We start from the raw sequence: 25,300 nt of genomic DNA on the forward strand, positions 1-25,300 counted from the left end.
AAATTACTCTTTTTTTAGTTCCTCCCTTATATTTTTCATTAAATTTAAATAAAAATAAAGGTTATGAATTGTAGTTAATCTTTGTCCGAGCGGTTCGTTGGTCATAAACAAATGCCTGAGATAAGCGCGCGAAAAATTTTGGCAAGTATAACATTTGCAATGAGAATCAATCGGTTTAATGTCGTCTTTATATTTTGAATTGGTAATGTGAATTTCCTGATAGAAATTTTTTCCGGCCATTAATGATTTATTATTTGTCATGACATAAAGCAATCCGTGTCTGGCGTTTCTGGTTGGGATAACGCAATCAAACATATCTATTCCCGCCTTTACGGCTTGAACAATTTGCTCCGGTTTGCCGGCCCCCATTAAATAACGAGCTTTATTTTCCGGCAATTCAGCTTCCACTAATTTTATCATTTTAAAAGTATCTTTTATCGGTTCGCCAACCATAAATCCGCCCAAAGCATAACCGTCAAAATCCAATTTTACCAAATCTTTAGCGCTTTTAAGGCGCAAATCTTTAAAAATCGATCCTTGAATAATGCCGAAAATTAACGGTTTAACGCGGCTTTTCTTGAAAATTTTATTATAAGCTGTTTTAGAACTTTGAGCCCAATTTGTCGTTCTGATAACCGCTTGGTCTGCCTTATCATAACTGGCCGGATAAGGAGCGCATTCATCCAAAACCATCATGATATCCGAACCTAATATTTTTTGAATTTCAACCGCTTTTTCCGGAGTTAAAAAAATTTTCGTCCCGTCAAATTCAGATTGAAACTCCACTCCCTGATCTTTAATTTTTCTGTTTTTTTCCAAAGAAAAAACTTGATATCCCCCGCTGTCAGTCAAAATCGGTTTTTCCCAATGCATGAATTTATGCAGCCCGCCTGATTTCTTGATAATTTCCAATCCCGGCCGTAAAAATAAATGATAAGTATTTGAAAGAATAATTTGAGCGCCCAAACTTTCCAATTCTTCCGGAATCAAACCTTTAACCGCTGCTCTAGTGGCAATGGGCATGAAAAATGGAGTATCAATAATACCATGTGCAGTTGTTAATTTCCCTAACCGAGCTTTAGATTTATTTGATTTTTTTATCAGTTTAAACATAACGACTATAAATGTAAATATCAAAGATCAAAATGACAAATTAATTTTACATTTTGATTTTTAAATTTTAATTTACTTAAGATGCCATCGATAGAACTTTTTAATAACATTCTGAGCGGCTAAAAAACTTTTTTCGTCAAAATGCCAATTTTCCAAATAATCAAAATTTTTATATAAAAGATTATGTAAAATTTCCAAAGTTCTTGAATTAATTCTTACCGCCGATATTCGGCTTTCCCTGCATTTAAAACAGCAGATTCCGCCTTTTTCAAAATCAAAATAAATATTTTCCCCCAATAACTTGGCATCTTTACGGCAGTCAAAACATTGTTTTATTTCCGGCCGATAACCCAATAAAGATAACAATTTAATCAGACAAGCATAATAAATAATTTGAACTTTCCCCGGGTTAATCTGGTCAATTTTTTCTAAAAATCTTATCAATAAAACTGAAATTTTTGAATCAGGCCTGTGAAGATTTATCAGAACGCTAATCCGACGGAATAAATTGGTAGCGTGAATTATTTTTTTATAATCTCCGCTGACGCCCTTAAAATATCTTTTAACTTCTCCGCCAATTAAATGATAAAAGCTTTTTCCCGGCGCGACAACCAGCTCCAATAAAGCGAATGGCGAAACGAAAGGATTTAATTTGCTTTTTATTTTTCGCGCTCCTCTCACCAAAATTTCAATTTTACCCAATTCCTGAGAATAAAAAATTAAAACGCGATCATTTTCCCTGAAATTTTGAGATTCCAAAATAATTCCATTAAGATGAGAAGTCATTTTTTTAAATTTTATTTTTCCGTTAAAACCAAAGCAATAGACATTTTATTTCCATCGATGTCAAATTCTTTTTGAATCAAAGATTGATCGGGTATTTTTTTGAAGATATTCTTGCTGGCGGTTTTTTCTTTCAGAAGATTCGCAAAATCATTCATTACTTCTTCAAGGTCTGCAAAAGAAGTTTGATAATAAATATCAACTTGATCTTTTTGCGTTAAACCGGATTCTTTTCGCAAAGAATTGATGTTTCTGGTCAATTCCCGCGCCAATCCTTCCTTTTTCAGTTCTGGAGTGACATTTGTCTCAAGGGCTATTTTAATTTCAGAGTCTTCGTTTATTTGCTGTCCATTTCCTTGCGGCAAATTTTCCACAAAATTAATTTCTTTCAGATTAACTTCATTTTTAATTAAATCAATCAAGCCTTGATTGGCAAATAGTTTCATTTTTACGGAAAGTGTTTTAAGCGGTTGGCGAACTTTAATCTTCGCTTTTAATCTGAGATTGTGCGATATTTCACAAATTTTTCTGACCGTTTCCATTTCTTCCAATAATTTTTCTCCTTGTTTTATTAATGCTTCGTCCGCGGTCGGCCAATCATCCAAATGAACCGATTCTTTAATTTTTCCTTGAGTTAAATCAAGATATAATTTTTCGGCGCAGAACGGCGTAAATGGAGCCAATAATTTCGTTAAATTCAATAAAATATAATAAAGAGTTTGACTCGCCTCTTCTTGTTTGTCGGAAAAACGATCGCGAGAACGCCGCAAATACCATTGAGATAAATCAGTGATGAAAGCTTCAATAATTCTGGTTGTTCCGGTTAAATCATATTTGTCCATTTTCTGACTAACTTCTTTAATCAATAAAGAAAATTTAGTCAAAATCCACTGATCAATAATATTTTCTGATTTTTTAAATTCTGCCGGATTAGAAACCTTTAAACCATAAGTATTATAAAATTCAAAAACATTCCAAAAAATCAAAAACATCCGCTGAGTGGCTTTTTTAATTTCTATCGGATCAAATGATTTACTCTCGCCGGATTGATTAACCGTATATAAAAACCACCGAATGGGATCAGCGCCATATTGCTCAACTGCATTCCAAGAAACAACATTGCCTTTTGATTTGGACATTTTTTCTCCCTTAGCATCCAAAACAAAATCAAGACAAATCACATTTTTATAACTGGCGCCCTTGTCAATCAAAGTTGAAATCGCCAAAAGTGAATAAAACCAACCTCTGGTTTGATCCATTGCTTCGGAAATAAAATCAGCCGGATAACTTTGACCTTGAGCCTGTCCTGAGCTTGTGGTTCGATCTTGCTCACCACCATGAACTTGTTGAATGGTCGAAGGATCAATTTTTTCAACATTTTCAAAAGGATAGTGCCATTGAGCAAAGGGCATTGAACCGGAGTCAAACCAACAATCCAAAACTTCCGGCACTCTTTTCATTTCTCCGCCACAATCAGGGCAAGACCAAGATAATTCGTCAATTTGCGGCCGATGCGGATCAAAATTTTCTCCCAAATTTTTATTTGTTTTTTTCGCCAATTCTTCAAAGGAACCGACGCATTCGCGATGTTTGCATTTTTGACATTCCCAAATCGGCAAAGGCGTGCCCCAATATCTTTCGCGGGAAATCGCCCAATCTCTGATATTTTCTAGCCATTCGCCGAATCTTCCCTCTTTGATATGAGCCGGGACCCAATTGATAGTCTGACTGTTTTTAATTAAATTTTCTTTCACCTGAGGATCAGTAACTTTTATAAACCAAGACATTTTGGCGTAATAAAGTAAAGGAGTTTTACAGCGCCAACAAAAAGGATAATCATGATGAATTTTTTCCGTTTTAATTAAAATTTTTCTGTTTTCCAAATCTTTGATAATCAAGGGGTCGGCGTCTTTAACCCAAATTCCGGCCCAAGGCTTAATTTCATTTTTCATTTTTCCATCAAGCTCAACTGTCATCAAAGTTGGTAAATTATTTTCTTTACCCGCTTCCATATCTTCTATGCCAAAAGCCGGAGCAATATGAACAATACCTGTGCCGTCTCCCGTGGAAACAAAATCTCCATGAATGACAAACCAAGCCCGTTTTTCCGGTTTAATAAAATCAAAAAGCGGCTGATAATCCAGATTTAATAATTTCTCTCCCAAAAATTCTTCAACAATTTCATAATCGCCATCAATCACATTTAACCTGCTTTTTGCCAAAATCCAATATTCTCCATCTTTTGAAATTTTTACATAATCAACACCCTTATTCACTGCTAAAGCAACATTGCCCGGCAAAGTCCAAGGCGTGGTTGTCCAGGCCAAAAGATATGTTGGAATTTGGAATTTGGAATCTAGAATTTGGAATTTTAAATAGACCGAAGTTTCTTCAATATTTTGATAACCTTGAGCGACTTCGTGAGAAGATAACGCCGTGCCGCAACGCGGACAGCAAGGCACAACTTTATAATCTTGATAAAGCAATCCTTTATTCCAAATTTTCGCCAAAATCCACCAAACAGTTTCGATATAAGACGAATCATAAGTTACATAAGGATGTTTTAAGTCCAACCAAAAACCTATTCTTTCAGTCATTCTTTCCCATTCATCTTTGTATTTCCAAACATTTTCCCGACATTTTTGATTGAATTTATCAATGCCGAATTTTTCAATATCCGGTTTGCCGCTGATGCCGATTTCTTTCTCCACTTCGAGTTCAACCGGCAAGCCCTGGGCATCCCAACCAGCCTTGCGATCAACGTGAAATCCTTGCATTGTTTTATACCGCAAAACCGCGTCTTTGTAAAAACGCGTTAAAGCATGGCCGATATGCGGACGGCCATTGGCGGTTGGTGGACCTTCAAAAAAGACGAAATTGCCCTGAGGGGCTTTTTTTGACAGAGATTTATCAAAAATCTCTTTTTCTCGCCAAAATTTAAGGATTTCCTCTTCAATTTGTAAAAAATTTATTTGAGCCATATTGGATATAAAGTTTTAATAACTTAATTTTAACAGAAAAAAATAAAAAAGCAAGGGATTGACCCCCGCCTAAATTTTTTGTAAAAAATTTAGGCGGGGGTTGACAAAAGGCAAAAATTATACCAAAATAATAACAAGCAAGTTTGCTATAAATATAGCACCTTTAAAAGGGGGAAGAGATGAAAAATTTATTACTTGTTGTTCTAATGCTATTTTCTCAAATATCCGCATTGGAAGCAAAAAATATGATTGGGCCGGCGCTCGAATGGAAATCTCCGAATACTTTTTCTCTAAATGCTCTCTACTTAATTCCTACCAGCGAAAATTTCAGTCTTAGGATAGAACCCGGGATCAGTTCTTCTAACCAATTTTGCAAGATTGGAATACAGATATCTTTAGGTCCTGAACGAAAAGTTTATGGCTGCGTTCTGGGCGTATTTTCCCCGGATCAAATAGCCATTAACACCGGGATAGGAATTATGTGCAATACTCATTATGGATTAGAGTGCAGTCTGGTAGCACCGATGGTGACTAATCTCAATCAAGACGCGTCATATTCAATTTCAAGTGAAGTTTATTATCTCTTTTAACAAAAAATGGCTCTCAAAAAACGAGAGCCATTTTTCTATTGAATTTTTAAAATTAAATTACCCTGCCTTTCCCTTCGCCAATCGGATCGTCCTGTAAATTGCTATCGAGTGAAGCTTTTTGATCTTGAATTATATTGCCGGTAAATTGGTCTTTTGCTTCCATGGTTATGGGGTCGGTTAAAAATAATATTTGACCGGAAGATGAAGAATCAGGTGTAGCACTGACCTCAAAAGATGATTCTACAAACGAGTATGATCCGCCCTGATAAGCGTCTAATTGCGGAATTTGCCAACTTATTTCACGAGTGGATTCGTCATAAGAAATTGAACCGTGGCTGGCCTTTGTCTGCCCGATCCAAGAAACACCGGCCGGCAACTTGGTTCTGACCGAAATATTTTCCACCGGATTAATGGTATTTTTTAATTGCCAAAAAATCCAATAACGAGTTTCTTGACCGACTTGCGGCGGCAATGGTCCTTGGCCAATTACTGCATTTTCATCATCATAATAACGAGCTTCGGCATTTAAATTAAGATTTGTATTTATCTTAACATTTATTTTAAGTCCTTCTATTTCAAATAATCGGGAAGCGTCGCTTAATTGTCCGTTTGCCAAAGCTTGAATTTCAATTTTGGGTTGAGAACCGGCATTAATAATCGCGTTAAGTTGTTTAATCGGCAAATTAAAACTTATTTTTCCGCTCGCCCCGGGCGCAATTTCCGAAAAATCAGGATTTATTTTTTTATCCCAAGAAATAATATATTCATCCGAAGAATCCGAGCCGGCGTTGGAAGACCAAATTTTTGACTGAATAAGCGGCGAAATATTGTCTTCGCCGAAATATTGCCAAAAAGATTTTTTAAGTCCGACAAAATCAATATATGAAGCATCTGTTAATTTCAATTGAAGAACCAAATCTTTAATGGTTTTAAAACTATTATTTTGATAACTTAAATTGATTGGCAATATGCCTCCCCAACTGACACTCTGCTCAGAATCTTGTTTTGAAGCCACTTCCAGAGCAACACTTAAATCAAATTTTTGAATAAGAATTTTTTTCTCTTCGGAAAATTGAGGAGAAAATCGGCCATTATTTAAATCACCTGCTTCCATTTTAAAATTCAATGATTCTAAAAGAGAATTTTTAGTATAACCGTCAATTTCCAATAACTTTTTTTCATTAGGACCGAGATTGTCAATTGTCCATTTAATTTTATTTTCTTCTTTCTGAGATTCCGGACGGGACGCATTAACAATAAAATCCGGACCGGTGTCAACATTCACTTGAAGAGAAGGGATATTTTCATTACTGACATTTTCCACCAGTAACGAAGAAGTTAAAGTTTCACTGAAATTATAAGTTTCGGGAGTTTCCCATTGGACGCTGATAATCGGCTTTAGAATAACGCTGTCAGAAAATTTTTTCTGAAAATCAGCGGAAAATCCGGAAAGACGAAAATTTAATTTTCCCTCAAATACGCCCTCTTCATTGGCCAAACCGAATAATTTTCCTTTTAAATCAATTCTTTTTAATTCATCTTTGCCGATTTTAGTGAAAAGCCAAACACAACCGTGGACTAAAGTTTGATTGCATTCCGGCGCGCTGGAAGTAAAAATAAATTTATCGGGAAAATTTAAAACAACCTCCACATTTTCCAGATCATTTTTCTCTTCATTTTTAACAAAAACGGAAAGAGTATTTTCCTCTCCGATTATTTGTTCATGGCTGTAATCCAGCCAAAATTTTACATCTTCATTGTCATTTTGCGTTTTGTGGGAATTAAAATAAAAAAAAGCGCCGATACTGGCCGCTATAACTAAAATCAAAAAAATAAAAAAGAAGCCAAAGGTGCTCGGCTTTTTTGATTTTGCCCGATCTAGCTTCTTTGTTTTAAAAGAAGAATTTTCAGGCCTAAATTGCTCTAGGCCTGATAAATATCTTTTAGCCATAATAAAAAATTAAGGCGATAATTCTTACTTACCCAGTTTGTTAATAGCTTCAATGACTTGTGAATCTGCTTTAAGTTTTTGAGTGAAGAGAATATGGTCCCAATTAATTTTCATTTCACCGGTTGGACCATAAACTTCGCTGCCCGCTTTGACAACCGTTAATTGCTGACTTGGCTGTTCTCCTTCTTTAGTTGCCGCTATTTGTTGCATTTGCAGATAATGAACATCTTTTAAAACTAATATTTTGCCATTATCTTTGACAATATGGCCGAAATACATCTGATCATTGGATACATAAACCGCTTGCCAAGAAGTTTCCTTGGCGGAGAAGACCATTAAGGACAAAACAACTACTACCCCGATAAAAATAATAATACCAACTATTAGGACAACAACCCCCATTCGCCTGCTGGGTGATTTTTTATTGTCCAAAATTTCAGAGTTTTTTAATGTTTCTTGTGTAAATCCTGTCATAAATTTTTAATTAATTAATTTTTATGTTATAAAATACTGACCTCTTTGTAAATTTTTAATGTTTCCTCGGCGGTTTTATCCCAATTGAATTTCTGGGCATGCTGCTTACCTTCTTCACTTAGTTTATCTCTTAATTCTTTATTAGTCAATAAACGATAAACGGCTTCTTCAATTTGAGAAACATCATATGAATCAACCAAGACAGCATGACCACCGGCTGTTTCAGGCATAGCAGAAACATTTGAAGTGACAACCGGGACGCCGTTAGCCATTGCTTCAAGAATCGGTAAGCCAAATCCTTCATAAAACGAAGGAAAGACAAAAATTTTAGCTCCTCCGAAAAGCGGATTAAGATCATCGGCTGCGATATATCCGGGTAAAATAATATCCTTTTTATATTTTGAAGCTGAAATTTTCTTTTCAATATCATGGAATTTAAATCCTTTAGCGCCGGCCAAAACCAATTGAATATCAGGTAAAGAATTGGACTTCATTTTTTCTCTTAATCTTTCATAAGCTGAAATAATACGGATAATATTTTTTCTTAAATCAAGAGTTCCCAAAAAAAGCAAATAATCTTTTTTAATGCCGTATTTGGATTTATTTTTTTTAATGCTCTCTTCCGATTGTTTTTCAAAAAATCTTTCATCTAAACCGTGAATTACCATTTTAATTTTATCAGCAGAGGTTCCGAAAATTTCGTGAATATCTTTTGACGTGGAATGACTGACGGTAATGATCTTTTTAGCTTCTTTAATGGCAGCGGGGATCTCTGTTTTTGACAAAACATTGTGTTTATCAGAATAAAGTTCCGGAAATTTGTAAATCGCCAAATCATGAGCCGTTACCACGCATGGTTTTTTATAAGAAAACGGCAAGGCTAAGGTCGGAGAATGGAAAACATCAAGCTCTTCCTTGTTTAAATAAGCGCTGATTAAATAATTGGTGTATGACTTGGGCATTAACCTGGTATATTGGACAAAAGGAAAAAACCTGATTAAAACATTATTTTGATTAAACTTAGCTAAGCGGCGTTTTTGAACCGAACGGTCAAAAAATAAAACATAAGTATTTTTTTTGTCTATTTTAAGTAAATGCCTGACCAGTTGATAGGTATAATGGTTAATTCCACCCACAATATTTTTTTCCGGATTTAAAATTGTTCTGCAATCAATACCAATGCGCATAAAAATATAATATAATAATATTATAACACAATCACTTAAATTTAATATAGCATATTCTCATATTAAACTCAATATGCTACAATACCCTTATGATTCTCGCTACCAATAAAAAGGCCTATTTCAATTATGAAATTCTGGAAACCTTTGAAGCCGGAATTATTTTGAATGGACCGGAAGTTAAATCCGCAAAATACGGAAAAATAAATTTAACCGGCGGATATGTTTCAATCAATAATCAAGGGGCATTGGAATTAATCAATGTCCATATTTCGCCTTACCCTCCTGCTTTTAATGTCCAACAAAATTATAATCCCACCCATACCCGAAAATTACTGATTAAAAGCAAAGAGATGAGAACTTTAATCGGCAGAATGAAAGTAAAAGGGGTAACGCTTGTTCCTCTCAAAGCTTATACCAAAGGCGGCCTCGTAAAAATAGAATGCGGCTTGGCGAGAGGAAAAAAACAATGGGATAAGCGCGAAGCCATCAAAGAGCGGGATTACAAAAGACGAGAACAAAAAGACCTTGACATTTAATTTAAAAGGTATATAATATTACTATTGATCTTTAAAAAGATATCCATCACAAATTCTACCTGTCGGTAGACAGGATATTTTATGGGGATGCTCAAAAATTGACGGTTGATTTGGATAAAAATTACCTTCCGTACATTCCTATTTTTTAATAGGAAATAAATCAGAAATACGTTAATTTTCTACGGCAGATATAAATGCCAACACAAATTTAAACTTTGCTATAGCTTAACGCTGTAGCCGTTAGGATTTACAGTGCCGATGCTCGAATCATGACGTATTATATTATCGGATAAGTTAATCCAGTCGCTTGTCTGGATTTTCCGAAAACCAAAATCAAGCTCTGATTAAAAAGGTTTCGTTCAGTTATCACTTTTTAATCAAGAAAATAACTGAAAAATGAAGGTAAACGTTTTTATCTAAAATTTTCCCGGACGCGGGGGAGGTACCCGCCATCTCCACCAATTTTCTTCCCGCTGAAGCGGGACCAGAAAATTGAGTATCCCGTATCAAATCTATAAATAAATTTTATAATAAGATGAAATAAGCCGCAGGCGAGCACTGTGCTTCCAGCCTTATTTTATCACAACATTTATTCGGATTTCGGTACTGGGACACCATAACAAACATAACAATTTAAAATCGTGAAATTTTATCGCACAAATAAACAAATAACTGCCCTCAAAGTTCGCCTAATCGATGAAAACGGCGTAAATGTCGGCACTTTAGAAACTTCAAAAGCCCTTGAATCAGCCCGTGAAAAAGGGTTGGATTTAATGGAACTTGATCCGACGGCCGATCCCCCGATTGCCAAGATTGTAGATTTCAGTCAGTTTAAATACAATTTGCTTAAAAAACAAAAGAAAGAAAGAAAATTGCAAAAATCAGGCGGCGTTAAAGGTATCAGATTAAGCTCTCGCATTGGCCAACATGACTTGGAACTTAAAGTTGAAAAAGCCAAAGAATTCATAGCTGAAGGCCATAAGGTTCAAGCAGAATTATTTCTGCGCGGCCGAGAAAAATTACACGCTGATTTGGCTGAAAAATTAATCAAACAATTTATTGAACTTTTAGGAGAAAATATTATAATAGAACAACCACTTAAAAGACAGGGCGGCAGACTTAGCGCCTTAGTCGTTAAAAAAAATATATGAAAACAAATAAAGCAATTGTCAAAAGATTCAGATTAACGAAAACGGGCAAGGTCGTGCATAAAACTTGCGGGCAGGATCATTTTAATGCTCGAGAAAAAGGCAGTAAGACTAAAAGTAAAAGAGCTGATAAGTCTGTTTATAAAACTTACGCCAAAACTGTAAAAAGTTATATTTAAAAAATAATTTAAAAAAAATATGCCTAGAGTAAAACGCGGTTTAGCCCATCTTAAAAGAAGAAAAAATGTCCTTAAAGAAGCAAAGGGTTTTAAATGGGGCCGAAAAAATAAATTTAAATTAGCTAAAATCGCTCTTTGGAGAGCCGGTAATTTTGCTTATCAAGGCAGAAAAGTCAAAAAAAGAACAGCTCGATCTTTATGGCTGATCAAAATCAATGCCGGTTGCCGAGAGAATGGAACTGTTTATTCTAAATTTATTGACGGCTTGAAAAAGAATAAAATAGAATTGGACAGAAAAACTTTGGCTAATTTGGCTTGCAATTATCCGAAAGTTTTCACCGAATTGGTTAAATCCATAAAAAAATAATACCTTAAAAACAAATACTGCTTCCTTTTTATAAGAGCAGTATTTGTTTTTGGGGGCTTGTCAGAAAATAAAAATTTGATATAATAATTTTAATGGTCCGGTAGATCAACTGGTTAGATCGCATCCCTGTCACGGATGAGGTTGCGGGTTCGAGCCCCGTCCGGACCGTATTTTATTTAAAATAAATAATTAAATAAAAATTATGAACAAAACATCCGCTTTATCTATTCTTTTAGTTTTAATAATAGCAGGAGGTTTAACATATTATTTATTCACACTGCAAACGTCAGTTGACAATCTTCAAGAAAGAATTTACCAAATAGAAACAAAAAATCAAGTTCAACAAAGCATGGATCAATTAAAAACAGACATTGTTAAAGAATTTAAAAAAGGTGATGAAAATGAAGTTATACGTCGCTTGCAATATATTTTAAGCCAATATCCTCAGATTTATCCCGAAGGTCAGGTCACGGGAGTTTATGACGATAAAACTGTTCTGGCAGTTCAAAAATTTCAAGAAAAAAATGATTTAAAAATATCCGGTGTTTTAGACGAACCGACACAAAATAAACTTGTAGAAACAACTTGTACTCCAACCTCTATCCCTGAAGAATTATCTCAACCGCGAGATGGCAATGAAAATGAAATTCTTTTACTTCTCAATGATGAAGGGAAAAGGTTCTATGCCCAGTCAAAGGCTGTCCGCGATACTTATCCGGGAAATCATCCTTATAAACATTTCTTACTTATAGGTTTTTCGGTGGATTATATGGATCAAGAAGGTTATTTTCACCCGCCAGCCGGCAGAAATTGTTTTGTGCCCAATCCTGATTTATATTCTGATATTCCCTCTGTTATCCCCGACAAATTTTATCGATATGTCAAAGATTGCGCAAATAAAACAACCATTCAGCGCCAAGTACTCGACACCACTGGTGGCTATATGAATTATATTGGCCGCGATCGTTATCAAGAACAATGCATTGATGATGGCAGTTTTGACAATTATTACGTAGAAAGCACCAAGAAATTAGAATAATAAAATTTACTTTAAATAAAAAATCGGCAATTATAAAATGTAATTGCCGATTTTTTATTTTCTTATTAAGAACGAGAGATTTTTTCAAAATATTTCAAACCATTTTCGTCTTTACCGGCTTCCACAAAATCTTCAAAAACAACCGGAATAATCATTTTAACTTCTTCCAATAATTTACCCATTACTTCTCTGATTTCCCAATGAGCCGGTCGAGCAGTTCTCATTTTAAAAATATGCCGCCATTCACGAAAATTCGCTGAAACAACAATTTGAGATTTAATCGCCGTGGGCAGAATTTGTCTGGCATCTTGCGGCAACCAACCTGCCTTTCTTAATCCTCGATAAAATTCTTCCGTTTCTTGAAGCATTTCGGCCATGGACATTTCTCGGCCGTCAGCCAATTTAACTTTTTCATTTTCATCTTTATGAGCCGGAACAACGCATTTTAATTCAAATTTTTCCAAGTCCACTTCCGCGCCCGGTTTGGCATAATCCACATAACGGGTTGATTCTTGAGAAATACCCATTATACGATGGCGAACCAATTCATGAGTCAAGCCGCGGGAACAATCATTAAATTGAACAATCATCAAACTGTGCTCCATTACGCTTTCGTGCCCGAGTTTTAAAATCATTTTAACGAATTTTTCCGCGGTTTCCTGAGTTATTTCTTGAGCAACTGATTGATAACAAGTCCTCCCCGCTTTTTCAATGGTTAACAACTGCGATTTTAAATTTTCTTTAGGCGTTAAAATAACAAAATTTCCGGCACTTTTAAGTATTTTCATACCAGGTAGTAGAACTTTGACAATTTTTGTCCAATCATCAAAGTTTTAAATTAATTAATTAATTAAATTATTTTAGAAAACCTTTGTTTGTTATATGAATTTTTTGTCCGACCAAAAATCAACAAAATTAAAGCTTTCAAACAGATTAAGTACGCAATATAGATATTACCAGGTAAAACTTTTTAGCTGCGAAGGACAAGTCAAAGTCCACTACCTGGCATATTTTTTAAATTATATTTTTAAATGTTTTAAAAGTTTTTTCAGCGCATTTTTGCCAAGAAAATTCTTTTACCCTTTCTAACCCTTTTTCTATCAGCACTTTTCTCAAATCTTGCTCATTAATTATTCTTTTAATCGCTTCAATCATTTGCAATGAATTTTCGGGGTTAAAATACAGAGCTGCGTCTTGAGCGACTTCGGGCAAAGAACCTTGATTTGAGGCGACAATCGGACAACCGGAGGCCATTGCTTCAAGTAAAGGGATACCGAATCCTTCATAAAAAGAAGGAAAAACAAACGCTTCTGCTCCGGCGTATAAATAAACCAAGTCTTTCGGTTCAACATAATTAATTTGACGAATTTTTTCTCCCAAAGATTTAATTTGTGATTTCGCTTCTTGATAACCGAATCCCGGGCTTCCGGCCAAAACCAAATTTAGAATTTGGAATTTAGAATTTAGAATTTGGAGCTGCTGATAGGCGTTAATCAATCCTTTGATATTTTTCTTTTTCTCCAGCCGGCCGACAAAAAAAAGATAAGGCTTTTTAATCTGATATTTAATCAAAATTTCTTCTATTTTATTTTTATCTTCAATCAAATTATAATTTTCACTGTATCCCAAAGGGATGACGATTATTTTATTCGGATCTGTTTTATATAAATTTATTATTTCCGTTTTTGTAAATTCCGACGGAGTGATAATTTTATCGGCATATTTGGCGGCAAAAGAATGAACCAGTGAGTAATAAATTCTCTGCCCAAAAGTATAAGCTTTTGGGAAACGCTTGAATCCAAGATCGTGAATGGTCATTATTTTTTTAGCTCGGCAAAAAATAGGCAAACAATGAGCCGGAACAAATAAAATATCCGGCGGATTAATCAACATTTCCCAAGATAATCTCTTCTGAGTCCAAAAATATTTCAAGGGCCAAGATAAAATTTTAGTTTTCCAGCCGGCCGGCATAATTCCCAAATCTCCTTTTAATTCTTCCGACGCGTATAAAATAAATTTATCCCCCTGAGACAGAGGGATTTTTTTTAATTCTTGAATCAAATGGTAGGAATACCATTCAACGCCTGTTTTTTGCGGGCGATTTGCCCTCGAAGCATCAATGCCGATAATCATAAATTATTTCATTGCCATAAGACTCTTTTTATAAGAATCCAAATTTTCCAAAGCTATACCTGTTCCTCGAGCTACGCAAAGTAACGGTTCTTCGGCTACATAAGCCGGCACGCCGGTAACTTGAGTGAAAAGTTTATCTAAATTTCTGATTAAAGCCGTACCTCCGGATAAAACCATGCCTTTTTCCATAATATCAGCCGCCAATTCGGGCGGAGTTTCATAAAGCACGGATTTTATCGCCGAAACAATAGCATTAAGTTCATCTTGAATGGCTTCTGTTATATCATCAGAATCAATGGTAATAATTTTAGGTAAACCGGTAATCATGTCTCTGCCCTTAATATCCATTTTCAATTTTTTTTCTAACGGCAAGGCCGAACCGATTCTGATTTTAATATCTTCGGCCGTTCTTTCACCAATCGCCAAATTATATTTTTTTCGGATGAAAACCATAATCGCCGCATCTAATTTATTTCCAGCCACCCTGATGGAAGTTGAAGCAACAATTCCGCCCAAAGATATAACCGCTGATTCGGTTGTTCCTCCACCCATATCAACAATCATATGTCCCGAAGCCGAACCAATGGGAATATTCGCGCCAATAGCCGAAGCAATCGGTTCTTTAATAATATAAGCCGCTCGAGCTCCGGCCGCCATCGTCGCATCAATTACTGCTCTTCTTTCAGTTGAAGTAATGCCACCCGGCACTGCCACCATAACTTCCGGTCTGAAAAGACGAAAACGTCCGATCGCTTTACCGATAAAATATCTTAACATGGCTTCAGTTGTTTTGTAATCCGCAATAACGCCATCTTTCAATGGTTTTTTTGCCACAATTGAATCAGGGGTTCGTCCGATCATGGCCTTGGCTTCATCGCCAACAGCCAAGACGCTATTATCTGCCGTAGAAATTGCCACCACCGAAGGTTCATCGGTAACAATTCCTCGCCCTTGCACATAAACCAAGATATTGGCCGTCCCTAAATCTATACCAATTTTTTTAGAAAACATAATAAATAATATTTACGCTTTTAAATTTTTTTCCTCAAGTTCAACTTCTCTTTTTTCTTTAAAATAATCACGGATCAAAATACTGATAACTGTGGCAATCGGAACAGAAATTAACATTCCGATCGGGCCGGCCAATCTTCCGCCAATTAATAAAACGATCAAAGCCAAGGCCGGATTAAGTCCGACAACTTTATACATTATATTTGGAGAAATTATAAGATGCCCAATTTCTTGAATAATAATATAGAGAATTATCACCAATAAACCTAAAAGCGGTGATTGAACAAAAGCGATAATTACCGCCGGAATAGCTCCTAAAGCAAAACCTATAAATGGAATCATCTCTCCGAAGCCGGTAATAATGGCTAAAATTAAAGCGAATTTAACTTTTAAAAAGAATAAGCCGATATAAGTTAGAATACCTATAATCAAGCAAATTAAGAATTGACCTATCGCCCATCCGCTGACTTCTTTCTGGGATAATCTCATAAAATGCTCAAAAAAATGGCGATATTTTATCGGAATTATTAAATTCAAATAATTATAGAAAGTGTGTTTCTGAATAGACAAATAAAAAGATATTATTAGAACCATGAATAAGGAAACAATCTGACCAATAGTATTTCCCAATAAAGAAAACATATTTGTGTCTCCCAGAACTTTCTGATTTAACCATTGATTTCCTAATTTTAAAAATTGTTCTTGGACACCTGCTGGTATTTTTACTACAATTGATTGAAAAACATTCGGAATTTGATCAATAAAAATTTTCCCTTGTTCTACAATAGTCGGCCAAACGGCAAAACTGATACCGGTTAAAATCAATAGAATAAACAAGTAGACAATTAATGCTCCCAGCCAACGGGGTAATTTTTTTCTTTCAAAAAAATTAACCGTGGGGTTAATAATCACGGCCAAAAAAACCGCGATTAAAACCATAAAAATAATGTCGCGGATAAAATACAAAAACCAAAAACCCAAAAGAACTAAAACAACTTTAACAACTGATAAAAAATCTATACTAAAAACATTTGTATTTTTTGAACTTGAATTATTTTGATTTTCAAACATACCAGGTAGTAGAACTTTGACAATTTTTGTGAAATTACCAAAGTTTTAAATTATTAATTAAATTATTTTAGGAAACCTTTTTTATTTTATGAATTTTTTGTCCGACCAAAAATCAACAAATTAAATCTTCAACGATATGTTAGATGCGCAAAATATATACCAGATAAAACTTTTTAGTTGTGAGAGGACAAGTCAAAGTCCACTACCTGGCATAAATTTTGATTTATATTTATACTTTAATTATATCTCATCTTGCAAAATCCGCAAGAATTGGCGATTTTCTTTAAATGGCCCGATCATGGCCAAACTTAAATTTTTGTTTTTAAAAAGCTGGTTGGCTATTCTTTGAATATCAGATTGGCTGACCATTTTTATCTTTTTTAATTTTTCTTTCGGTTCAATAATCTTGCCAACCAATAATAATTGCCTGCCGTACCATGAAGCCAAAGTGGCCGATTCTTCAAAAGAAAGCTTCATTGTCCCTTCAATGTAATCTTTAGCCCGAGTCAGTTCTTCTTTGCTTACGCCTTGTTTTTTAATTTTATTTAATTCTTCCAAAATAACTTTTAACGTTTCTTCCGTTCTGTTTTTATCAACACCGGCTCGAATTTCAAAACTGCCCGTATCTTGATAAACGCCCAATTCCATTTCCACGAAATAAGCCAGTCCTCTTTTTACTCTTATCTCGGTGAAAAGCCGCGAACTCATATTACCGCCCAAAATAAGGCTTAAAACACTAGCCGCTTCCAAATCGGGATGATGATAAGAATAGGCCAGGCCGCCTAAAGCGATTTGAACCTGATTGGTATCTTTGAATAAAATATTCGCTTTGGGCCAAGATTTTTTTTCTTCATTTTTAAAAAGCGAAAAATCAGTTTTATTTTTTTTGCCCTGATAAGCACCGAAGTATTTTTTAACCAATTTAATGGCTTCTTGATTTTTGATATTGCCCGCCACCACCACGATCATCTGATTCGGCTGATAAAATTTTTCTTTATAAGCCATTAATTTTTGCTGGCTCATTTTTTGAACAGTCGGCATATCCCCGCTTACCAACCAACTTAAAGGATGATTTCCGAATAATACTTTTTCAAACATATCTTCAATATGAAGCAAAGGATTTTCTTCATACATTTTAACTTCCTCCAAAATAACTTTTTTTTCTCTTTCAAATTCTTCTTTGTCAAAAACCGAATTAAAAACCATATCGGATAAAATATCAAAAGCTTTTTCCGTTTTATTATCAACCGCTTTTATCCAATAACCGGTATGATCTTTGGAAGTAAACGCATTATATCTTGCTCCCAAACTGTCCAATTCTTTCGCCACCAATAAAGAAGACGGCCGACGCTTTGTGCCTTTGAACATCATGTGTTCAATAAAATGAGAGGCGCCGTTTAAATCCTTGGTTTCATAACGCGAACCAACCGGCAAGAGCACCTCAATCGTTACTGACTCGGCATTTTTAACCGGTACTGTAATCAAGCGAAGGCCTTGAGATAATTTTGTTTGAAAGTACATATTAATTTTCTAATTTATCTTTTAACCAACCGGTTAATTCTGAAATTAAAATTCTTTCCTGTTTCATGGTGTCGCGGTCGCGAACCGTCACTTTTTTATCTTCCAAACTTTCAAAATCAACAGTCACGCAATAAGGCGTGCCGATTTCATCTTGGCGGCGATAACGTTTTCCGATAGAAGCCGTTTCGTCATATTGGCACATAAAATATTTTTGCAAATCGTGATAAATTTCTTTGGCCGGTTGAGATAATTCTTCTTTTTTTGATAAAGGCAAAATTGCCACCTTAATCGGGGCTAAATTTTTATGAAGGCGTAAAACTATTTCCGTTTCATGAACTGCATTTTCGCCGCCGGATCTGGTTTCAACTTCATCATAAGCATCAATTAAAAACAAAAGAACAGCTCGATCCGCGCCCATGGAAACTTCGTCAACGTAAGGAATGAATTTTTCTTTTGTTTCTTCGTTTGTGTAATTCATGTCCACGCCGCTGTATTTTCCGTGCCGCGACAAATCCCAATCCCCGCGATTATGAATGCCGGCGAATTCGCTCCAATCGTCAAACGGTGTTTTGTATTCCACGTCCCAGGCCTCTTTGGCGTAATGCGCCAATTCGTCTTTTTCATGCTGGCGCAAACGCAAATTTTCCGGACGATAAACCAAATTTTTATACCAATCAAAAGTCCAATCCTTCCATTCTTGATAATATTCATTCGCTTCTTTGGGCGAAACAAAATATTGCATTTCCATTTGTTCAAACTCGCGCGTTCTGAAAATAAAATTTCCGGGGGTTATTTCGTTTCTAAATGCCTTGCCGACTTGAGCAACGCCAAACGGCAATTTTTTTCTCATTGATTCTTTAACATTTAAATAATTCAAATAAATTCCTTGGCAAGTTTCACCACGCATATAAGCTTCGTCTTGAGAACCTTCAACCGCGCCTAAATGAGTTTTCATTAAGAGATTGAATTTCTTGCCTTCGGTGAGTTCGCCGCCGCAATCCGGGCATTTTTTGCCTTCAATTTTATCAGACCTGAATCTCTGATGGCACTTTTTACATTCCACCAACGGATCGGTAAAATTTTCCAAATGTCCCGACGCTTCCCAAACAATTTTGGGCGTTAAAATAGAGCTGTCCAATCCCACCACGTCATCTCTTTTTTGAACTATTTCTTTCCACCAAGTTCGCTTGATGTTATTTTTCAATTCAACGCCAAGAGGGCCAAAATCCCAAGAATTGGCCAATCCGCCGTATATTTCAGAACCGGGGAAGATAAATCCTCGGCGTTTGCACAACGAAATTATTTTATCCATTTTTGTTAGTTCTTTTGCCATATGACATTATTATAACGCTTTTTTAAAAAAAGAAAAGAGGGGCACGTCTGACCGACGGCCCCTTTTTTTATTTCAATTAACATGGCAAATACTCTCCCTTTTCTATCTCATCTTTACTTAATGCCTTCAAATGCTTATTCCATTCTTTATAAAAAGTTTCTTTCCCGCTTTTATCCTTAACTAACACAGACACAATCGGCCAGCCCTCTTCATCAGGATAACTTATCTTTATGTCTTTTACTTTTGGACAAACATTCTGACAGCACTTAGTATGTTTCCATACACTGCCGGGAAACAATCCGCTTTCGTAACAAGCACACCATTTAAGTTTAGTGTCTGAATCTGAAACCATAAGTCCTTGCAGAGTTGCACAATGCTCACAGATCCCCCTAATTAACAAATATTTGAAATCCTCCTTTACTTGTACTTTTATAAGCCTGCAATCCTCCTTTACTTTTTTAAACCATTGAAGTATTTTCATTTTTCCTCCTTTTTTTATTGAACTAATCTTAGATTATCAAAAATTAAGAATTTGTCAAGTCCCAAGATTGCCAACAAATTTTAAATAGGTATAATAAAGATATGCCAGGTAGTGAAACTTTGACTTAGTCTTTTAAGGGGTTCTACCAAGCATATAAAGTAAAATTTTAATAATAAATTAACTATTTTTATAACTTTGACAGGAATAAATAACCGGTCAAAGTTCTACTACCTGGTATGAAAAATAATAAACCAAGTTTTTATATTTTAGGGGCAAGCGGATTTATGGGCGGAAAATTCGTGGAATATCTAAAACAAAATAATTTTGAAGTTTCCAACGAAAGAATTGATATTACTGATTTGCCGGCTTTAAAGAAAAAATTTAAAGAAATCAAACCTGATGTGGTGATTAATTTTGCCGGCGTCAGAGCTTATCCGAATATTGACTGGTGCGAAACTCACAAACAAGAAACAATTGCCGTAAATGTCGCGGGCGCGATTAACGTCGCTTTAGCCGCTCTGGAAGCGTCAAGTTTTATGATTCAAATCGCTTCGGGCTGTATTTATTCCGGCACGCCGGAAACGCCTTTTAGCGAAGAAGATGAACCGAATTTTTTCGGCAGTTTTTATTCCAGAATGAGAGTCGCAATGCAAATGGCGCTTAAAGAATTGCCCGTTCTTCAATTGAGAATCAGAATGCCGATTTCCATGTATTCTCATCCGCGCAATCTGCTTAATAAAATAATTTCTTACAAAAAAGTTATTTCTTTGCCTAATTCCGTAACTTTAATTGAAGATATGTTTCCGGCTTTGGTTAAATTGGCGGAAATCAAACCGACCGGAATTTTAAATTTAGTGAATGACAATTATCTGACTCACGAACAAATGCTTAAAGCTTATCAAGAAATAGTCAATCCAAATCATCAATATGAATTAATTTCTTTGAATGAACTTTATAATATTACCAGCGCCAAACGAAGCAATTGCATTTTGTCCAATCAAAAAGCGAAAGATTTGGGAATAGAAATGCCGGCAATTGACGAAAAACGGCTGAGAGAAATCATGGAAGTCTACAAAAAATCTTTGTAAATTTTAGAAAATATAAAATATTAAAAGACCGTAGAAATCTACGGTCTTTTAATATGCCAGGGGGCAGAATCGGACTGCCAACGCAAGGATTTTCAGTCCTTCGCTCTACCACTGAGCTACCCTGGCGTAAAATTTAAACATCTTAAATATTAATAGTCCTTCGCTCTACCACTCCGACGCCTTTACAGGGACCGGAGTCCAGACTTTTACGTCGGGGCTGAGCTACCCTGGCGTAAATCATTTCAATATTAAAACATTGTAACATTTTAACAAGTGGGCGACCAAGGAATCGGACCTTGTACTCTTCCGTGTAAAGGAAACGTTTTACCATTAAACTAGTCGCCCCTTGATGCCCTTTAAATTTTTATTCGAGAGAATAATTCGGTGGTTCTTTTGTAATAATAATATCGTGAGGGTGAGATTCGGTTTTGCCCGCCTGTGTGATTCTAATGAAATCTGCTTTTTCGTGAAGTTCAGAAATATTTGCCGCGCCGACATATCCCATTCCACGTTTCAGTCCGCCCAAATATTGAAAAATTACTTGTTCCAATTCTCCTTTGTAAGGTTTTAATCCTTCAACGCCTTCGGCAATAAGTTCTTTTTTTCCTGTATCCACTTGTCTATACCTTTCTCGACTGCCTTTGTTAACTTCCATTGCCCCGATAGAACCCATTCCTCTGTAGACTTTCCATTGTCTGCCATCTTTAAAAACTATTTCACCTGGCGCCTCTTTTGTTCCTGCCAGCATGCCGCCCATCATCACAGAACACGCACCTGCACCAATAGCGATAGGAATGTCTCCTGAATTATGCAACCCGCCGTCCGCGCAAACAGGAATATCAAACGCGCCAATAGCCTTTGCGCATTTGTAAACAGCACTTACTTGAGGCGAGCCGATTCCCGCGATAACTCTTGTAGTGCAAATTGAACCCGGTCCCTGACCTACTTTTACTCCGTCAGCACCCGCCTTGGCGAGTCGACAGGCCGATTCCGGTTCTGAGACATTACCGACTACAACATCAATTTTATAATTTCTTTTTATTTCTTTAAGTGTTTCAATAACTGATTTTGTATCTGCGTGCGCCGTACTGATTACCAACACATTAACTTTATTTTTTACCAATAAATCAATCCGTTCAAAATCATTCACGCCCACTGCCGCGGCCACGATTAACTGTCCATTTTTATCCACATTGCATCCGGTAGGATTTTTCATTATTATTCTTTGAACATCTTTAAAAACATACATCCCTGCGATTTTACCATTTTTATCCAACAACGGCAAAATCTTCTTTTTTGTTGCCATCATTATTTTATGCGCTTCTTTTAGAGAGGTCCCTTTTGGCGCCGTGATGATTTTTTTACTCATGACTTTTGCGACCGGAAGAGAAAAATCTTGGCAAAAATCAAAATCGGTCTTACTTAATATACCGATGAGTCGATTAGCTCTATTAATAACAGGAAAGGTGCAGAAATCATATTTCTTTTCCTCTTTTTTCATGAGAATTTCCCTTACGGATTCATTTTCGTACGCGCAAATTGGTTCGTCTATAAAGCCATTCAGATAATATTTTACCCTAGCCACTTCATCCGCTTGGTCTTTAGGAGAAAGATTTTTATGAATTACGCCAAGTCCGCCCAACAAAGCCATTCCTATTGCCATACCGCTTTCTGTCACCGTATCCATGTCAGCGCTAACGAGAGGAATTTTTAAAAAAATATTTTTCGAAAATTTTGATTCAAGATTTACGTTGTCCGGCATAACTTCGGAATGACCCGATTTTAGGCGAACATCATCAAAAGTCAGCGCCAATCCCAGTGCTTCCATCTTCTCAAAAAATGCATCTTTTGGGAATTTTTTCATAAGTTTAATTTACTAAATCCTCAACGCTAATTTCAAGAATCTTATTTTTGGTGGACCCGAGGGGAATCGAACCCCTTACTCTTCCATGCCATGGAAGCGTGTTACCGGTATACCACGGGCCCATAAAATTATTAATTAAAGTGCGGACGGAGGGATTCGAACCCTCGCAGGATTGCTCCCACATGCACCTCAAGCATGCGCGTATACCAGTTCCGCCACGTCCGCAATTATTTTATCAATGTTTTTAAATATTCTTTACCACAACCAGATTTAAAATATTTTTCTCTTTGTCTCGCTTGATATCTAGAACCAACAAATTCTGTAAATATAATTTTAAAAGGGATATATCGTTTATTTGATTTAGTTTTTCCAATATTATGTTCTTTTAATCTTTTCTCCGGATTTTCTGACATCCCAACATAAATATAATTATATTTAATACTTTTTATAGCATAAACATAATAACTTTCCATAATTTTAAAATTGTAATATAACAATTACATGCGCGTATACCAGTTCCGCCCTGCCTGCCGGCAGGCAGGCACGTCCGCCTAAAATAACAATTATTTTATTTCCTTTAATTTTTTTGAATGATCTTTTAAGAAATTCAATTTGGCTCTTCTGACTTTAAACTTTTTCACTATTTCTATTTTTGAAATCGTCGGTGAATACAAAGGATAAATTTTTTCCACGCCGATATTGTCAGCCGCTTTTCTGCTAACGGTAAAAGTGGCGCCTGCTGTATTTCCACCATGGCGAGAAATGACCATGCCTTCAAAAATTTGGATTCTTTCTTTCATATTTCCTTTCGCATCCGGTTCTTTGATTTTTTGAAAAATTTTAATCATCATTCCCGGTTTAATGTCCGTAACGTTGGTTTCTTTTTTTTCTTTTTTTATATCTTCCATATTAAATTTTAATTTTGATTAATATATTAAGGCTAATAACATGTTTAGGAGAAGAGGCTCTAGGCAGGAGCCTCTTCTAAAATAATTTTCTTTATTTTTTCAACAGTTTCTTCCAGCTTCCCTTCTTCATTGGTGATAACATAATCCCAGTTATCAAGGGTGGCCAATTCTTTTTGTGTTTCAGCCAAACGTTCTTGAATTACTTCTTCCGAATCTTGTCCGCGGCTGCGCAATCGCTTTTCCAAAATTTCAATTGATGGAGGAATAATGAAAATCACTTTTGCCTCCGGGAATTTAATTTTGATTGTCTTTGCGCCTTGGCAATCAATTTTAAAGAGAATTGCTTTATTCAACTGCATTAATTGCTCCACATCCTTTTTCTGCGGACCGTAATAATTACCGTAAACCAAAGCGTGTTCAATTAATTCGTCATTTTTTATCATTTGTTCAAATTTTTCTTCTGAAACAAAATGATAAGGATGGCCCTCTGATTCGCCTTGTCTCATCGGACGCGTGGTGGTAGTAACTACCCAATTAAAATCAAGATTCTCTTTTTTAAGACCTTCAATCACACTGTCTTTGCCTGCTCCGGAAAGTCCGGAAATTACGAATAATTTACTCATTTTTACCTCCCTGTCTGCCTGATAGGCAGACTTTTTTATTTAAAAAATCCTTTAATTCTTTTGGCAAATCGCTTTTAAATTCTTGCCATTGATTATTTAGATCGTAAAAACCCAGATAACCGGCGTGAAGAAAAATTCTATCTAAATCGGTTTTTGCTTTGCTGTGCTGCTTGTCTCCGACAATCGGACAGCCGATTGATTGCAGATGAAGACGAATTTGATGCGTTCGACCGGTAAACGGCCTGAGTTTTAATAAAGTAAATTTTGGAAATTCTTGAACAACCTCGTATTCGGTTATCGCCGGCTTGGAAATTTTAATATTTTTTTTAGATTGAACAACGACTAATTTTCCTTTTTTTGTTCGGCCAATTGGTAATTCAATTGTTCCTTTTTTTTGCGAAGGCCGGCCGCAAACCAAAGCCAAATATTCTTTTTTTACCCGGCTATTTTTAAACTGATCAATAAAATATTCAAATGATTTTTGATTTCTGGCAATTATCATCAATCCGGAAACGTTTTGGTCCAAGCGATGAACAATCCCCGGTCTTTCACTCTCATTAATATCTTTTATTTCAGGATAATTTTCAATTAACCAATTCGCTAAAGTATTTTCTTTTTGATGTTTGGTAGGATGCACCAATAATCCGCTCGGTTTTTCAATAATCAAATAATCCTTATCTTTAAAGATTATATTCGGTTTTAAAAAAAAGTCAACCCCCATACCAAACGGCGATATATTTTTAAAATGCGATGAATTATTCATTATATTTGATTAATCTGTTCTAAATTTTAAAATTTATTCTATTTTAAAAAAAGTTTAAAAATATATTACTGAGCATTTTATCACCGTTCAGGTGCGGGGGTCAATCCCCATAAAAATCATTCTAGCTAAAAAACTAATTTTTGTCAAAAAAATCCC

The 25,300-nt window shown here is 35.6% G+C and carries 25 protein-coding genes, 5 tRNA genes and 1 other RNA gene; 9 read left to right on the forward strand and 22 right to left on the reverse strand.

Going from position 1 to position 25,300, the window contains the following annotated elements; genetic code table 11:
- Window positions 1-3 precede the first annotated feature (3 nt).
- The 3 genes from tgt to ileS all read right to left on the reverse strand — a co-directional run bounded on the left by tgt (window position 4) and on the right by ileS (window position 4,877).
- Entirely contained in the window at window positions 4-1,113 is a 1,110-nt protein-coding gene (gene tgt, locus PHF10_00160) for a tRNA guanosine(34) transglycosylase Tgt (GenBank protein ID MDD5534160.1), read from the reverse strand.
- Between the two features lie 72 nt (window positions 1,114-1,185).
- Window positions 1,186-1,899, reverse strand: a complete 714-nt coding sequence (gene recO, locus PHF10_00165; GenBank protein MDD5534161.1) for a DNA repair protein RecO — start codon at window positions 1,897-1,899, stop codon at window positions 1,186-1,188.
- A gap of 11 nt (window positions 1,900-1,910) precedes the next feature.
- Window positions 1,911-4,877, reverse strand: coding sequence for an isoleucine--tRNA ligase (gene ileS, locus PHF10_00170; protein MDD5534162.1), 2,967 nt, complete (start codon window positions 4,875-4,877; stop codon window positions 1,911-1,913).
- A 179-nt stretch (window positions 4,878-5,056) separates the two neighbouring features.
- Here ileS and PHF10_00175 point away from each other — a divergent pair, with 179 nt between their 5' ends.
- Window positions 5,057-5,467, forward strand: coding sequence for a hypothetical protein (locus PHF10_00175; GenBank protein MDD5534163.1), 411 nt, complete (start codon window positions 5,057-5,059; stop codon window positions 5,465-5,467).
- A gap of 52 nt (window positions 5,468-5,519) precedes the next feature.
- On the opposite strand, the gene PHF10_00180 is transcribed toward PHF10_00175, so the two are convergent.
- The 3 genes from PHF10_00180 to PHF10_00190 are packed head-to-tail and all read right to left on the reverse strand — an operon-like array spanning window position 5,520 to window position 9,079.
- Entirely contained in the window at window positions 5,520-7,418 is a 1,899-nt protein-coding gene (locus tag PHF10_00180; GenBank protein MDD5534164.1) for a hypothetical protein, read from the reverse strand.
- A 24-nt stretch (window positions 7,419-7,442) separates the two neighbouring features.
- Window positions 7,443-7,892: a hypothetical protein gene (locus tag PHF10_00185; GenBank protein MDD5534165.1), complete on the reverse strand. Its 450-nt coding sequence runs from the start codon at window positions 7,890-7,892 to the stop codon at window positions 7,443-7,445.
- A gap of 26 nt (window positions 7,893-7,918) precedes the next feature.
- Window positions 7,919-9,079, reverse strand: a complete 1,161-nt coding sequence (locus PHF10_00190) for a glycosyltransferase family 1 protein (GenBank protein MDD5534166.1) — start codon at window positions 9,077-9,079, stop codon at window positions 7,919-7,921.
- An 89-nt stretch (window positions 9,080-9,168) separates the two neighbouring features.
- On the opposite strand from PHF10_00190, the gene smpB reads away from it, so the two are divergent.
- The 7 genes from smpB to PHF10_00225 all read left to right on the forward strand — a co-directional run bounded on the left by smpB (window position 9,169) and on the right by PHF10_00225 (window position 12,348).
- Window positions 9,169-9,615, forward strand: coding sequence for an SsrA-binding protein SmpB (smpB, locus tag PHF10_00195; GenBank protein ID MDD5534167.1), 447 nt, complete (start codon window positions 9,169-9,171; stop codon window positions 9,613-9,615).
- An 83-nt stretch (window positions 9,616-9,698) separates the two neighbouring features.
- Window positions 9,699-10,076: a transfer-messenger RNA gene (gene ssrA / locus PHF10_00200) on the forward strand.
- Window positions 10,077-10,256: 180 nt separating this feature from the next.
- Window positions 10,257-10,766, forward strand: a complete 510-nt coding sequence (gene infC / locus PHF10_00205) for a translation initiation factor IF-3 (GenBank protein ID MDD5534168.1) — start codon at window positions 10,257-10,259, stop codon at window positions 10,764-10,766.
- A complete protein-coding gene (locus tag PHF10_00210) occupies window positions 10,763-10,942 on the forward strand; it encodes a 50S ribosomal protein L35 (protein MDD5534169.1) in 180 nt (59 codons plus the stop codon). The genes infC and PHF10_00210 overlap by 4 nt, the downstream gene beginning before the upstream one ends.
- Before the next feature lie 19 nt (window positions 10,943-10,961).
- The gene (rplT, locus tag PHF10_00215) at window positions 10,962-11,309 is read left to right on the forward strand and encodes a 50S ribosomal protein L20 (GenBank protein ID MDD5534170.1); all 348 of its coding nucleotides are present in this window, start codon (window positions 10,962-10,964) and stop codon (window positions 11,307-11,309) included.
- A 94-nt stretch (window positions 11,310-11,403) separates the two neighbouring features.
- Window positions 11,404-11,477, forward strand: a tRNA-Asp gene (locus PHF10_00220).
- A 34-nt stretch (window positions 11,478-11,511) separates the two neighbouring features.
- Window positions 11,512-12,348 carry a peptidoglycan-binding domain-containing protein gene (locus PHF10_00225; GenBank protein MDD5534171.1) on the forward strand — a complete coding sequence of 279 codons (837 nt, stop codon included), beginning with the start codon at window positions 11,512-11,514 and terminating at the stop codon, window positions 12,346-12,348.
- Between the two features lie 65 nt (window positions 12,349-12,413).
- Here PHF10_00225 and thyX read toward each other — a convergent pair whose 3' ends face one another.
- The 7 genes from thyX to PHF10_00260 all read right to left on the reverse strand — a co-directional run bounded on the left by thyX (window position 12,414) and on the right by PHF10_00260 (window position 19,769).
- The gene (gene thyX / locus PHF10_00230; protein ID MDD5534172.1) at window positions 12,414-13,136 is read right to left on the reverse strand and encodes an FAD-dependent thymidylate synthase; all 723 of its coding nucleotides are present in this window, start codon (window positions 13,134-13,136) and stop codon (window positions 12,414-12,416) included.
- 226 nt (window positions 13,137-13,362) lie between these two features.
- Window positions 13,363-14,481 (reverse strand): glycosyltransferase family 1 protein, encoded by a 1,119-nt coding sequence (locus PHF10_00235; protein MDD5534173.1) that lies wholly within the window; start codon window positions 14,479-14,481, stop codon window positions 13,363-13,365.
- Between the two features lie 3 nt (window positions 14,482-14,484).
- Window positions 14,485-15,492: a rod shape-determining protein gene (locus tag PHF10_00240; GenBank protein MDD5534174.1), complete on the reverse strand. Its 1,008-nt coding sequence runs from the start codon at window positions 15,490-15,492 to the stop codon at window positions 14,485-14,487.
- Between the two features lie 12 nt (window positions 15,493-15,504).
- Window positions 15,505-16,563 carry an AI-2E family transporter gene (locus tag PHF10_00245; GenBank protein ID MDD5534175.1) on the reverse strand — a complete coding sequence of 353 codons (1,059 nt, stop codon included), beginning with the start codon at window positions 16,561-16,563 and terminating at the stop codon, window positions 15,505-15,507.
- A 240-nt stretch (window positions 16,564-16,803) separates the two neighbouring features.
- Window positions 16,804-18,084, reverse strand: a complete 1,281-nt coding sequence (locus tag PHF10_00250) for a pitrilysin family protein (protein ID MDD5534176.1) — start codon at window positions 18,082-18,084, stop codon at window positions 16,804-16,806.
- Between the two features lies 1 nt (window position 18,085).
- The gene (locus tag PHF10_00255) at window positions 18,086-19,417 is read right to left on the reverse strand and encodes a glycine--tRNA ligase (GenBank protein ID MDD5534177.1); all 1,332 of its coding nucleotides are present in this window, start codon (window positions 19,415-19,417) and stop codon (window positions 18,086-18,088) included.
- Between the two features lie 76 nt (window positions 19,418-19,493).
- Window positions 19,494-19,769: a hypothetical protein gene (locus PHF10_00260; GenBank protein MDD5534178.1), complete on the reverse strand. Its 276-nt coding sequence runs from the start codon at window positions 19,767-19,769 to the stop codon at window positions 19,494-19,496.
- A 365-nt stretch (window positions 19,770-20,134) separates the two neighbouring features.
- Between PHF10_00260 and PHF10_00265 the strand changes: the two genes are divergently transcribed.
- The gene (locus tag PHF10_00265; protein MDD5534179.1) at window positions 20,135-20,986 is read left to right on the forward strand and encodes a sugar nucleotide-binding protein; all 852 of its coding nucleotides are present in this window, start codon (window positions 20,135-20,137) and stop codon (window positions 20,984-20,986) included.
- A gap of 54 nt (window positions 20,987-21,040) precedes the next feature.
- Here the strand turns inward: PHF10_00265 and PHF10_00270 are convergent.
- From PHF10_00270 to PHF10_00310, 9 genes are all read right to left on the reverse strand, one after another.
- Window positions 21,041-21,112: transfer RNA gene (locus PHF10_00270), tRNA-Phe, on the reverse strand.
- A gap of 148 nt (window positions 21,113-21,260) precedes the next feature.
- Window positions 21,261-21,331: transfer RNA gene (locus tag PHF10_00275), tRNA-Val, on the reverse strand.
- Between the two features lie 19 nt (window positions 21,332-21,350).
- A complete protein-coding gene (gene guaB / locus PHF10_00280; GenBank protein ID MDD5534180.1) occupies window positions 21,351-22,850 on the reverse strand; it encodes an IMP dehydrogenase in 1,500 nt (499 codons plus the stop codon).
- Window positions 22,851-22,898: 48 nt separating this feature from the next.
- Window positions 22,899-22,972: transfer RNA gene (locus PHF10_00285), tRNA-Ala, on the reverse strand.
- 19 nt (window positions 22,973-22,991) lie between these two features.
- A tRNA-Leu gene (locus PHF10_00290) sits at window positions 22,992-23,075 on the reverse strand.
- A 2-nt stretch (window positions 23,076-23,077) separates the two neighbouring features.
- Window positions 23,078-23,323, reverse strand: a complete 246-nt coding sequence (locus PHF10_00295; protein ID MDD5534181.1) for a GIY-YIG nuclease family protein — start codon at window positions 23,321-23,323, stop codon at window positions 23,078-23,080.
- Window positions 23,324-23,413: 90 nt separating this feature from the next.
- The gene (locus PHF10_00300; protein ID MDD5534182.1) at window positions 23,414-23,758 is read right to left on the reverse strand and encodes a 50S ribosomal protein L19; all 345 of its coding nucleotides are present in this window, start codon (window positions 23,756-23,758) and stop codon (window positions 23,414-23,416) included.
- 59 nt (window positions 23,759-23,817) lie between these two features.
- Window positions 23,818-24,381, reverse strand: coding sequence for a guanylate kinase (gmk, locus tag PHF10_00305; protein ID MDD5534183.1), 564 nt, complete (start codon window positions 24,379-24,381; stop codon window positions 23,818-23,820).
- On the reverse strand, window positions 24,374-25,102 hold the full coding sequence (locus PHF10_00310) for an RNA pseudouridine synthase (protein ID MDD5534184.1): 729 nt from the start codon (window positions 25,100-25,102) through the stop codon (window positions 24,374-24,376). Before PHF10_00310 ends, gmk begins: the two co-directional genes overlap by 8 nt.
- Between the last annotated feature and the right edge of the window lie 198 nt (window positions 25,103-25,300).

Source organism: Patescibacteria group bacterium (assembly GCA_028716665.1).
Lineage (GTDB): Bacteria > Patescibacteriota > Patescibacteriia > UBA2591 > JAQUPP01 > JAQUPP01.